Genomic DNA, 13,098 nt, shown 5'->3' on the forward strand with positions numbered 1-13,098 from the left:
ATAAAGGTACAGCATGTGCACATCTTTTTTGCGTAGATACTCAAGTGTTTTTTTTGCGTGCACTTTGTTCTCCTTTATTTTTTCTCTCCAAAAGGCAATTGCTGATTTTGTAACTGATTTTCCTGAAAATGCGCGTATTGTTTCTGTAGGTGGTGCACTCACAGAAATTATCTATGCATTAGGTGCCCAAGATCAACTCATTGCTCGTGACAGTACAAGCACATACCCGGAAGATGTCCTTAAAATTCCTGAGCTTGGATATATGCGTGCCCTTTCGCCTGAAGGTGTTTTATCACTCTCTCCAGAAGGCATAATTCTTGTTGAGGGGAGCGGCCCTCCTTCAACAATTGACCTTCTCAAAAAAACATCAATCCCTATTCTGATTGTACCAGAAAATTTTTCTCGTGAAAATATAACAGAAAAGATTCGTTTTGTTGGTAAGGCTCTTCACAAAGAAAAACAGGCTGCTGTCCTTATTCAAAAAATAAACGATCAATTTATAGAAAATGATGCCCTTCTGTCAAAAGTAACTCAACCAAGACGTGTCCTTTTTGTTTTTTCAATAGAAGATGGGCGAGCCCTTGTCTCTGGAGCAGACACAGCTGCAGATGCTATGATAAAATTATCTGGTGCTGTAAATGCTGTTTCTGACTACAAAGGATATAAACTTTTAAACAATGAGGCGTTACTGAAATCGCAACCTGACGTTATTTTACTAACTAATCACATCCAAAACAAAAATGCTTTTGATAAGCTTAAAAATAACCCTGCAATTCAAGCAACACCTGCAGCCCGTAATCATGCTATTAAACAAATAGATACTATGTATTTTTTAGGTTTTGGCCCACGTACCGCACATGCATCAAAAGAACTTATCGATATGCTCTATAAAACAGACTAACCTGTAAAACTGATCAAGATGACCAATAATATCTTCGTAAATTATGTATCTAAAATAAAGAAACGTGAACTTATAAATCGAAAAAAGGGTAGCTTTATTCAGTTTAGTTCTTCTCCTTATGTTAAGTATCTTGAGTGGGCTTTTCAATGGTGCATCAAATGTCTCTTTTATCAATCTCGTCCACACACTTCTTAAAGAGGATTTGACAGTAAGTAGTAAAACTTACGATTACCTTGTACTTATAGACATACGATTACCTCGTATCATCTTAGGGTTATTAGTTGGTGCAGCTTTAGCAGTATCTGGCGTTTTAATGCAAGGATTGTTCCGTAACCCACTTGCTGATCCTGGAATTATAGGCGTATCAGCGGGTGCAAGTCTTGGTGCAGTTTTAGTCATTGTTATAGGCATTAATTTTCCTCCTCTATTAACGCCATTCTTAGAACCTTATAAGCTCATCATGGGAGCATTTTTGGGTGGGCTATTATCAACAACTATCATTTATATAATCGCAACACACCACAGTTGTACCTCTGTAGCTGTAGTTCTTCTTGCAGGTATTGCCCTTAGTTCCTTAAACGGTGCTATAACTGGGGTTTTAATTTTTATTGCAAATGATCAGCAATTACGTGACATTACCTTCTGGAATCTTGGGTCTCTTGCAAGTGCTACATGGTTAAAAGTTGGGTTGACTCTACCCTTTGTTTTGATTGGTCTTCTTTTTTCGCCTTTTTTATCACGCGCACTGAATGCCCTTTCCCTCGGTGAATCTGTTGCTACTCACATTGGTTTTCATACCCAAAGAATTAATAACATCACCATCATACTTGTCGCACTTATGTGTGGTGGAGCGGTTGCTGTCAGTGGTGGAATTGGCTTCATTGGTATTATAGTACCACATATTTTACGCCTCCTCATCGGTCCAGATCACCGCTATCTCATTCCTTGCTCTGCTCTTTTAGGAGCTACACTCCTTGTTTTTGCGGATATATTTGCACGCCTTGTTGTTTCTCCTGCAGAATTACCAATTGGAATCGTTACAGCACTCTTTGGAGCTCCCTTTTTTCTTTGGATACTCTTTTATCAACGGAGAGTAAATTTTCATGATTGAGGCAACCAATCTCTGCATAAAACGTGGGAAAGTGTGCATCATTGATCATATTAGTCTTCAAATTAAAAGTGGTGCCCTCACTGTTATTATAGGCCCTAATGGATCGGGAAAAAGCACGTTTATTAAAGCACTTAGTGGAGAAATTCCCTACAGTGGAAAAATGACACTCAATGGTTGTGATATCACTCAAACAAAAATCCATAAAATGGCTATGATGCGCGCAATTTTACCACAATTAACGACATTAGCATTTCCGTTTTTAGTACATGAAGTGGTAAAATTAGGTCTTTCTAAAAATCAACCTGATGTCACAAAAAGGGACCTGGAATCCCTTCCCAAAGAAGCTTTAGAGCGAGTTGGCCTTGTTGACTATGATAATAAATATTATCATCAATTATCTGGTGGCGAACAAGCAAGAGTACAACTAGCACGTGTCCTTTGCCAGATATGGAAACCCATCTGCAATGGGATACCACGTTGGTTAATATTAGATGAGCCAATTGCTAATCTTGACATTCAACATCAGCTTACTGTCATGAATATCGCCAAAAACTTCGCTAACTGTGGTGGTGGTGTTCTTATGGTCCTACATGACCTCAATTTTGCTGCCCATTACGCTGATAAAATAATATTGTTAAAGAAAGGAAAAATCCACTGTGAAGGCACTGCCTTTACTGTTTTGAAAACGCAAAACTTACGTGACGTATATCACTGCATGCTCAATGTTTCTGAGCTTCCCAAAGAAGATACCCCCTTCATATTACCACATACAGCTTCCCCTTACAAAGAAGATATTCGTATAATGAAAAACAAGGATGTCAACCCTGCAGGAAAATAGTAAAGAACCTCTACATCACTTACCTCTTTGAAAACATTTATCCCACGCTATAAAGCAGGCATGCTATAATTACTAATATACGTTTTTACTTTATGTATTCTTTGTTGCAAAAAATTCACTCCATAGACATAACGAATGTAAAAAACAGTAAAATAAAGAGTAGCGGAATATATGTACATATGTACCGATTGTTTATATCAAAAATAACTGCAAAATAGGGTAACTGAATTCTTTCAAACAGAACCTATAAAGACTGCTAAAATCGTTTAAAGATATTTTCCACTACATCAAAAATATCAAGAGACCTTATAAAGGATAAATGAGCTTTTTTACATTACAAAAACTTACATATTTCAGTTTTAAAATGAATTATTTTGATGGAAAATATTTATCCACCAATGCATAAAGAATTGCTGCAGTTTCGATATCTAATATGCCATCATAGTTCTCTTGACGAAAATGGAGCTGAAATGCTCGGGGCAAAGCTTCAAAACCTTCATAACTATGTGAATCTGAAGTATCATAACCATATTGTTTCAGTTTAATAATCAGATCTCCTTTACTTGGAAGATTCCTTCCTCTTGAAAATGCCTTGTAATATTTATCCTTTGTTACGTTATCATACTATGCCCCTACACCTGCTTCATAAAGCTCTTTCCACGGAAAAGAAGCGCCAGGATCACTTTTTCTTCCAACGGATATATCACTATGCCCAATGACGTTTGTTGGACTAATATCCGGATAACATTGCAAAATATTCAACAAAAGTTCTTTAATTGCCTCAATTTTACTTGGATTATAAGGTGGAAATACAAATACTCCATCATCATCGGTAGCCAAATTAACCGTCTTAATCCCTATAGTGGTGTCATTCAGATTTGTGCGCCCAGCCCATGAACTAACACCTGCATGCCACGAACGTTTATCTTCATCAACTAAATTAAAAATTCGCAAATCTTTAAAACTAGATTCAATATACGACTTATCTGAAAGATCAGGAACAAGATAATGAGCACTAACCCCATCTCCTGTAAGAGATGGCTATTGACATTTTAAATGTCAACTGCAGTGTAAATGCATTATCAAGAAGCGAATACGGCTGTTAAAGCTTTTGACAGAACAATAGCTATTATAATCAATTTTATACAAATTCCCCCTCCAAAGATTTATTAAATGCTTATCTATATAACTAATAACTCTTATATAAAAAAATTAAGCTGTGTCATTTTAAAACATAATTTAATATTAATTATTAGATCGACGATCATTTTTTATTCCCAATGATAAACTCGTGAAATATTAAATCTGTAAACCATAATTCTTCACGATGCTTTATACAAAAAACACCACACAAAAATCACCTTAATCTTCCAATTAGGTCATATGATTACAAAATAAAGACGGACTATATTAAAGCAATTGTAATTTATGCGTGAATGGATGAATTCTTCTTGCAATTATGATGGTAAAATAATGATTTAGACCTTCGTAAATTAACACATTACAATAAATAATGAAAACAACAACTACATTTTCAAAATTAATACGAAACAAACTATTTAACGTACTAAAACTATAAGAGAACATTCCAAAGAACAGATAACCTCTAATATACTAATTTTTCAATGGGTCCGTATCAACTAGGAATTCTAACCATTAAAACACATCTGACCATCTTAAATTAGTATCTTTTTGAGCTAATTACCTACATATAATCCAAGTAAATACCCGATATCGTGTGATTTTTAGCAACCATTTTTAGACAATATTTTTTTAGACAATATTAATGAGACTATGTTCTCTAACTGTAATAAACTTAAAAATTTAAAAACATAACAGACATAATTCGTCCATTCCCTACTTGATACCACGTAACTGCAGTCTTATTCCCAAATTAAGTCCTTCAATTCTAATAAAAATAATATGGATATCTACAAACTACCTCTCTTCACTCAGCAACGCGGCCAGTCTGCACCTTTCAAGTCTTAGAATAGAGTCGATAAAAAAATTCCTCAAAAAAGACCAAACACATCACCACATCGTGACACGTATCCAGGGGAAATTTTAAACAACAGCAGTAAGGAAAAAAGCATTGTAAAAGGTAAGATTCTCTAACGCAAATATAAATCGACCTTTGCAAAATATGGCGGAGAGGAAGAGATTCGAACTCTCGAGAGCCTTTTGAGCCCTACTCCCTTAGCAGGGGAGCGCCTTCGACCACTCGGCCACCTCTCCGGGATCGACCCATAAATGGTCTTTAGAAAAAATTCAAGATACTTTCCGAATAATTTAAAATTTTTCTTCATTGATCTCATCAATTTAGTGCTGAGCTAGCGATTAACGTCAAATTTAACACCATACCAATACTTGACAATAAACTGAACATAACAATACTTAACATTATAAGGAAAAATAAAGTACTCTAAAAGAATACTGTGCTTTTTCTATCACATTAACTAAAATGTTATGTGGGTAACTTCAAAAAACATCTTTTTAGGTTTGCCATTTTGTAAAAATGGTTATGATCCATAAGTCAATTGGGTTTTAGGGTTCCATATTATCTTAACGTATCCGCAAGTAATATTATACTTCTGGTCCCATGTAATTAATTTCAACTGGAGATCGGTTATGAATGTAAAAACTTTCCTTTTAGGATCTACAATAGTTATGGCTGGAGTTTCTGGAGCATATGCAACTCCAGAAGTTGTCAAAGAACCGAAATATGTAAAATATGTTCGTGTCTGTGATGCATATGGTACAGGATATTTTTATATTCCTGGAACAGAAACATGTATGCGTTTATCAGGTACTGTCCGTACCATTGTTTCTGGGGGTGACGATATTGATGCAACAACTGACGCTGATTTAGATGATAGTAAGAAAACTTATAGTGCATCTTCACGTTTGCTACTCGCCTTTGATACTGCTTCTGAAACTGAGTTAGGAACATTGCGTTCTCATGCAAGAGTTAGCTCTGAATGGAGTAATGGAAAAGAAAAAAATGGTGGAAGACTTCATGCTGCTTATATTGAGCTTGCTGGCTTTAGTGTCGGTGTTGAAAGTACAATTTTTGAAACATGGGTAGATGGCTACGGTTCTGTTCTGAATGATGATATAATTTCACCTGCAGGAAATTCACGTACCAATTTTGTTTCTTATATCTTTAGTGGTAGCTCGGGCTTTTCTGCTATTATTGGAGCTGAATTAGGTAATGCTTCAGGACCTACAACGAACTCTAATAAACAATATTACTATATCAATAGTAGCGATAGGGTTGTTGAGGTTGCTAACACTTCTCTTCCAAGCAAAGAAGTAAAAGATTATACTCCTAATGTTCTTTTGGGGATGAAATTTGCTCAGGGATGGGGTGGTGTATCAACTATTGCCGCGTATGATGCATACTATAAAAAGTGGGCAGGTAAAGTACGTGTAGATTTCAATGTTGATGACCGTACAAGCCTTTGGGCCATGAGTGGTTATAAGGATAATACAGATTACTACACTGCTGATGCTGAAAATAGATTGTCTAGAGAAAATACCACAATTTATGCAAATTGGGGTGGAAACTGGGCGATTTGGGCCGGAGCAACTTACAAAGTGACTCCAAAAGCGAAGCTCAATGCCCAAGTTTCTTATAGTGCTGTAAAAACTTTTGCAACATCTGCCAATGTTGTGTACACATTGGTGCCAGGCCTAACAATTACACCTGAAGTGAGCTACATGTCCTGGAATGATGATCGCACTTTCGGAAGAAATGAAAATTCAGTGCCAGTTTATACAAGTTCTTTAAATGGTAAACATGCTATACAGGGTATGCTTCGTATTCAGCGTTCTTTCTAATTAGTGTGAAACAAAAACGTAAAAACTGACTGTCTAAACAGTTGGTTTTTGCGTTTTTTTAATCTTAGTGATAAAGATTGTGCCCCATGGTATGCAATTCTAGATTGTAGTTCACTAGAAACAACTCACCATATGATGGGAAAAAACCTCAAATATATTTACAAAGTACTATCGCAAATTTTAAGCGCACACGGGAAAAAAGCTTACCCTATTCCAAACTATTGCTCCCAACAACTGAATTCAATAGAATATTACTGCCAATAACTATTAATAAAAATTGAAAAATTTTCTTAATACTTTAGATACATAATTTATACATTTATACGCAAAAAATTTATAATTTTTCAACAACAATAGTCACAACAATACTTCTCGTGATGCATATGTTTTTCTTACTAGATATTGTAGTAAGTATTCCTCATAAAAATATTTCTAATGTTAAATGTTGATTAATTACAATTTTTCTTTTTCATATCCCTATATTGCAACATACAATAAAATACAAAACATCTTTTCCTATATTTCTTTGTAGAAAAACGGCCTGAATAATAAGATAAATAATTGACGATGATTATTCTCTCCATCTTAAAAATTATCCAAAGTCGTTAAGAATACATCTTTGCGATTGACAATATCAGCATTTAAGCCGATCATAGCCACATAGATGAAATGCTCTAATCGGAGGTGGGATATGTGTAGAGAGCATGACTAGGGGTTTTCTCATTGATTTTTTAAAAAGAGATTTCTTCGTCCTATAAGGTATGCATTTTTCTTGAAGTGGCGTTGTATGCGTCTTCTTGAGAGAATGATATTTGTGATTTAATCGCTTTTTAAAGATTTATGCCATCCTTACAACACACCATTGAATTGATTGAAAAATTTACAAGGAGAAAGTTTGTGCAAAAACAAACTCCATCAGTTAGTTGCAAGCCTTTTCCTGCTTCACGCAAAATTTATAAAAAGAGTCATCTCTTCTCTGATGTCCATGTTCCATTACGTGAAATTTCCTTAACAAATAGTGATGCCGAAGAATCTTTGAATGTCTATGACACTTCAGGACCTTATACTGATCAAAATGTACATATTGACATAACAAAAGGTTTGCCTTCAATAAAGAGCCCTTGGTTATCCAGACGTTCTGATACTGAAATTTATCCTGCTCGATTAGTAAAACCTGAAGATAATGGTTTTATTCATGATAAAAATCTTACCCCAGCTTTTGAGCAAAAAAGACCCATTTTACGCGCGAAGAAAAATAAAGACATTACACAAATGGCTTATGCACGTGCAGGAATTATCACAGAAGAAATGGAATATGTTGCAATACGTGAAAATGAAGGTCTAATAGATGTAAATAAACAAAAAACAATATCAGATGCAACATACCCCCTATCAATCCCAGAAATCTATACAGCTGAATTTGTTCGTAATGAAATTGCTTGCGGACGTGCTATCATTCCTCAAAATATCAATCATCCAGAATGTGAACCAATGATTATTGGACGCAATTTCCATGTTAAAATTAACGCTAACATTGGAAATTCAGCTGTTACTTCATCTATGGCAGAAGAAGTTGAAAAAATGGTTTGGGCTATTCGCTGGGGAGCAGATACTGTTATGGACCTTTCAACAGGACGTAATATTCATAATATTCGTGAATGGATCATTAGAAACTCCCCTGTACCGATCGGAACTGTTCCAATTTACCAAGCGCTTGAAAAAGTACACGGCATTGCCGAAAATTTAACCTGGGACATTTTTCGAGACACTCTCATCGAACAAGCCGAACAAGGTGTCGATTATTTTACCATTCACGCAGGATTGAGGCTTCCTTTCATTCCCTTAACTGTTGATCGCGTAACAGGTATCGTCTCACGAGGTGGCGCCATCATGGCTAAGTGGTGCTTATATCACCACAAAGAAAGTTTCCTATATGAATATTTTGATGAAATTTGTGACATCGCACGAACCTATGATGTTTCTCTCTCATTGGGTGATGGATTGCGTCCTGGCTCTATTGCTGATGCCAATGATGAGGCTCAATTTGCAGAACTTAGAACTTTAGGAGAACTAACAAAAATTGCGTGGAGTAAAAATGTACAAACTATGATTGAAGGTCCTGGTCATGTCCCAATGCATAAAATTAAAGAAAATATGGATCAACAATTTAAACTTTGTCACGAAGCACCATTTTATACTTTAGGTCCTCTTACAACTGATATTGCTCCTGGATACGACCATATCACTTCAGCTATTGGTGCTGCTATGATCGGTTGGTTTGGAACAGCTATGCTTTGTTATGTCACACCTAAAGAACATTTAGGATTACCGGACAAAAATGATGTAAAAACTGGTGTTATCACTTATAAAATCGCAGCTCATGCCGCTGATCTTGCCAAAGGCCTTCCCCGAGCACAATTGCGTGATGATGCTCTTTCACGTGCACGCTTTGATTTTCGATGGCATGATCAATTCAACCTTTCTCTTGATCCGGATACAGCATGCGCATTCCATGATGAAACACTCCCTAAAGAAGCTCACAAATTAGCGCATTTTTGTTCTATGTGCGGACCTAAATTTTGCTCAATGCGTATTTCTCATGATATCCGTGAAGCAGCAGAAATAGAAAAGAAAAAGGAAGAAGGGATGATCATCATGGCTCAAAAATACCAAAAAAATGGTGATCTCTACATGAAAGTCGTGCCTAATAAAAAAGAAGCAATAGATAATTGAAAAAAATTCTCGTAAAAGGTGCAGGTGTAGGTGGTTTAACAGTTGCCTTTATATTGCAACAAAAGGGAGCTTCCATTACATTATCAGCTCCTCTTCACTCCCCTGTAGGATCTGCAAGTTGGTATGCAGGAGGCATGCTTGCACCTTATTGTGAAAAAGAAAATGCTGAACAAATTGTTGAAGATCTTGGCGTACAAGCAATAGAATGGTGGAGCGATGTTCTCCCTGAAATCGTAACAAAAATGGGAACTTTAGTTGTTGCACATGCACGAGACGTAGCAGAACTTGAACAATTTTCGAAACGCACGCATAATCATGAGACTATCAATGAGACAGCAATAGCTTATCTCGAACCAGATTTAGCAGGACGCTTTCATCATGCGCTTTTTTATAAAAATGAAGCACATATTGATCCTCGTAAAGCACTTATCTCATTAAAAAATATCCTCACGAAGAATGGAGCACTCTTCTCTGATATAGAAGTTTCTGAAAAAGATTTTGACGCCATCATTGATACAACAGGAATAGCATATTCAAAAGTAGATAAAAATATACGTGGCGTACGTGGAGAAATGCTCCTAGTAAGCAGCTCAGATATTAAAATTTCCCGTCCTATTCGTCTCTTACATCCACGCATCCCTCTCTATATTGTACCTCGACAAGATAATATTTTTATGATCGGAGCAACCATGATTGAAAGTGATTTTAGTGGTGCAATATCAGTAAGATCAATGATGGAATTACTCAATGCTGCTTATAGCTTGCACCCCGCTTTTGCTGAAGCAGAAATTATTGAAACCGGCGTTGGCATACGTCCGTGCTATCCTGATAATTTACCTCGCATAAATAAATATAATAACCATATTTCTATCAATGGTTTTTACAGACATGGTTTCCTTTTATCTCCAGAAATTGCAAAAAAAACCGTACAATTAGCATTGGAATGAAACATGAAAATATTCGTTAATGGTGAAATATTGCAGACAGAAATAACTTATTTAGATTCTCTCCTCGAAGAATTAGGATATCAAGGAAATTGGCTAGCAACCGCTGTAAATTCTGAAGTTATTTCTCTCAGTGAACGCAGTAAATTTGCTCTACATGAAGGGGATAAAATTGAAATCCTAGCTCCAATGCAAGGAGGTTAAACGAATGCTTGCTCTTTATGATTGTGAATTTTCTTCCCGTCTGTTACTTGGCACAGCCCAATATCCTTCACCAGAAATTCTTCGTCAAGCTGTTTACAAATCCAATACAGAAATTGTAACGGTTTCATTGCGCCGAGAAGCTGCAGGTAGAAATCATGGTCAGCAATTTTGGCAATTCCTAAAAGAACTTAATATTACAATACTCCCTAATACCGCTGGCTGCTATACTGTAAAAGAGGCAGTTACAACAGCAAAATTAGCACGAGATTTCTTTAAAACATCTTGGATCAAACTGGAAATCATTGGAAATCCAGATACACTACAACCAAATGTTTTTTCTCTTGTAGAGGCTGCACGTATCCTGAATAATGAAGGATTCCAAATTTTTGCTTACACAACAGATGACCTTATCGTTGCTGAAAAACTCTTTGAAATTGGTTGCCGTGTTATCATGCCATGGTGTGCTCCTATTGGATCGGCTAAAGGCCCTCATAACACAGATGGATTACGTTCTATCCGCACTTATCTCCCCGACATCACCCTTGTAATTGATGCAGGAATTGGGCGTCCATCGCATGCAGCTACTGTGATGGAGCTCGGCTATGATGCGGTTCTCCTTAACACTGCTGTCGCTAAAGCAGGGGATCCTGTACTAATGGCTGAAGCATTTTCTCAAGCTATTAAAGCAGGTCGTATGGGTTATAAAGCAGGACTTCTAGAAGCACGTGACGTGGCTGTTCCTTCTACACCAATCATTGGAAAAGCTGTTTTTTCGTGAAATTAGATCCATTTTATCTTATTGTTGACAGTGCCGAATGGGTTGAACGTCTTGTTCCTCTCGGGGTGAAGCTCGTACAACTCCGCATGAAAAATCAAAATATAGAAACGATACGGCACCATACAAAACGAGCAAAAAACATCTGTAATCAATTTGGAGCACAATTCATCCTCAATGATTATTGGACAATAGCAATTGAGGAGCAGTGCGATTTTATTCATCTTGGACAAGAAGACTTAAAAAAAATTGATCTTATCGCAATTCGACGAAATGGCATAAAATTAGGACTTAGTACCCACGATGAGCATGAATTAAACAATTCTCTGCCTTTCTTCCCTGAATATATTGCTCTCGGCCCTGTGTACTCAACAATTTTAAAAAATGAAATGGGCACCACAAGGATTAGAAAAAATTCAACAATGGAAAAAAAAATTGGTACCTTACCCCTAGTTGGCATCGGTGGTTTAACCCCTAAAAGAGCAATAGACGTTCTAAAAGCAGGTGCAAATAGTGCTGCTGTTGTAACAGACATTGTCTTCCACGAAAAACCCGAAGAACGCGTTCAACAATGGATGAAGGCAACTGAACAATGGCGTTAAAATCCTCTATTCTCATAGTTGCAGGAACTGATCCAACAGGAGGTGCTGGCATTATTCGTGATATAGAAACAGCTGCACACTTTCGAATAAAATCAAATTTAGCAATTACTTCTGTTAATGTACAAGATGATAACCATGTTGCTGCCATTGTTCCAATGGATGGAGTGTTTGTTGCGGCACAAATGCAAATAGCTCTGAAAGCTAAACAAATAAATGCGATCAAAATCGGCATGACAGGAACTCAAGATATCATAAAGGAAATTTGCCACACATTAAAACATTACAACCGCATTCCTGTTGTGCTAGACCCTGTACTTTCTGCTTCATCTGGAGGAAAATTAGTGGTGGAGAAAATTGTAGATACAATGATTAATGAATTATTTCCTCACACTGAAATTTTAACACCCAATTTAGAAGAATTATCAATTTTGAGTCAAAGTCCACATGCCTCTCATCATCAAGAAGCGATACAACAAGCAAGAAAACTTCTTGCATTAGGTCCACGCTATATATTGATAAAGGGTGGACACGCAGATGGCCCCCTTGCAACTGACAGTTTGGTTGGTAAAAATGAAATCATCAATATTTCAACTCCACGCCTAGAAACAAAAATGCGTGGAACAGGTTGCCTGCTTTCAAGCGCCATTGCCGTGCACTTAGCACTGAACAACACAATCACTGAAGCTGTAAAAAAATGCGAAAACATATACACATGATATTCTTCTAAAGAATTTCTAAAATATTATGAAATTTCTAGTATAATTTTTTGATAAAACTTTTTCACATTCTTTTATACTTCTTTTCCCCTTAAACTCACCTAATCATGGGATGAACCCAATACACCCATTTAAAACATACTTTGCATAACATTAATACTGTGAGCTCTAAGAATTAAATCTATTATGATTAGTATTTTAAAATTTTAATTTTATAATTATGAAAAAATTCTCCCTCTTTATAACATTCAGGCTAAACTCATCTTGACCGTCCTACCATAACTTTTTTCATAAAAATCTGAATGTTTGTGCTAGATATTTAAGAGATGAGTCTGTATTCAACTACGCAGCAAACAAAGCTACACCCTATTTTTTAAAATATCCAAATCTAAATGCGTGAGTATATGGGAACATTCGTAATCCAACAAATTCAT

Annotated in this window: 9 protein-coding genes, 1 tRNA gene and 2 pseudogenes; 10 read left to right on the forward strand and 2 right to left on the reverse strand. The window is 36.3% G+C overall.

Annotation, left to right across the window (positions count from 1 at the left end; translation table 11 throughout):
• Positions 1 to 13: 13 nt before the first annotated feature.
• The 3 genes from PU02_RS05755 (at position 14) to PU02_RS05765 (ending at position 2,850) form a co-directional block, all read left to right on the forward strand.
• Complete coding sequence (locus PU02_RS05755; protein ID WP_053944473.1) at positions 14 to 901, forward strand: heme/hemin ABC transporter substrate-binding protein; 888 nt, start codon at positions 14 to 16, stop codon at positions 899 to 901.
• Positions 902 to 1,019: 118 nt separating this feature from the next.
• Positions 1,020 to 2,012, forward strand: coding sequence for a FecCD family ABC transporter permease (locus PU02_RS05760; RefSeq protein WP_144417880.1), 993 nt, complete (start codon positions 1,020 to 1,022; stop codon positions 2,010 to 2,012).
• Positions 2,005 to 2,850, forward strand: a complete 846-nt coding sequence (locus PU02_RS05765; protein WP_053944474.1) for a heme ABC transporter ATP-binding protein — start codon at positions 2,005 to 2,007, stop codon at positions 2,848 to 2,850. Before PU02_RS05760 ends, PU02_RS05765 begins: the two co-directional genes overlap by 8 nt.
• A 369-nt stretch (positions 2,851 to 3,219) precedes the next feature.
• Here the strand turns inward: PU02_RS05765 and PU02_RS05770 are convergent.
• Both PU02_RS05770 and PU02_RS05775 read right to left on the reverse strand, forming a co-directional pair.
• A pseudogene (locus PU02_RS05770) lies at positions 3,220 to 3,999 on the reverse strand (N-acetylmuramoyl-L-alanine amidase).
• 995 nt (positions 4,000 to 4,994) lie between these two features.
• Positions 4,995 to 5,085, reverse strand: a tRNA-Ser gene (locus tag PU02_RS05775).
• Between the two features lie 393 nt (positions 5,086 to 5,478).
• On the opposite strand from PU02_RS05775, the gene PU02_RS05780 reads away from it, so the two are divergent.
• The 7 genes and pseudogenes from PU02_RS05780 (at position 5,479) to PU02_RS05810 (ending at position 12,686) form a co-directional block, all read left to right on the forward strand.
• The gene (locus PU02_RS05780) at positions 5,479 to 6,690 is read left to right on the forward strand and encodes a porin (protein WP_053944475.1); all 1,212 of its coding nucleotides are present in this window, start codon (positions 5,479 to 5,481) and stop codon (positions 6,688 to 6,690) included.
• 897 nt (positions 6,691 to 7,587) lie between these two features.
• A complete protein-coding gene (thiC, locus tag PU02_RS05785) occupies positions 7,588 to 9,423 on the forward strand; it encodes a phosphomethylpyrimidine synthase ThiC (RefSeq protein WP_053944476.1) in 1,836 nt (611 codons plus the stop codon).
• Entirely contained in the window at positions 9,420 to 10,370 is a 951-nt protein-coding gene (locus tag PU02_RS05790; RefSeq protein ID WP_053944477.1) for an FAD-dependent oxidoreductase, read from the forward strand. The genes thiC and PU02_RS05790 overlap by 4 nt, the downstream gene beginning before the upstream one ends.
• Before the next feature lie 3 nt (positions 10,371 to 10,373).
• A complete protein-coding gene (thiS, locus tag PU02_RS05795; RefSeq protein WP_053944478.1) occupies positions 10,374 to 10,571 on the forward strand; it encodes a sulfur carrier protein ThiS in 198 nt (65 codons plus the stop codon).
• Positions 10,572 to 10,575: 4 nt separating this feature from the next.
• Complete coding sequence (locus tag PU02_RS05800; RefSeq protein ID WP_053944479.1) at positions 10,576 to 11,349, forward strand: thiazole synthase; 774 nt, start codon at positions 10,576 to 10,578, stop codon at positions 11,347 to 11,349.
• Complete coding sequence (locus PU02_RS05805) at positions 11,346 to 11,948, forward strand: thiamine phosphate synthase (RefSeq protein WP_071628372.1); 603 nt, start codon at positions 11,346 to 11,348, stop codon at positions 11,946 to 11,948. The genes PU02_RS05800 and PU02_RS05805 overlap by 4 nt, the downstream gene beginning before the upstream one ends.
• Positions 11,939 to 12,686: pseudogene (locus PU02_RS05810) on the forward strand (hydroxymethylpyrimidine/phosphomethylpyrimidine kinase). Before PU02_RS05805 ends, PU02_RS05810 begins: the two are co-directional and overlap by 10 nt.
• Positions 12,687 to 13,098: the final 412 nt, after the last annotated feature.

Origin of the sequence: Bartonella ancashensis (assembly GCF_001281405.1) — a bacterium.
GTDB lineage: Bacteria > Pseudomonadota > Alphaproteobacteria > Rhizobiales > Rhizobiaceae > Bartonella > Bartonella ancashensis.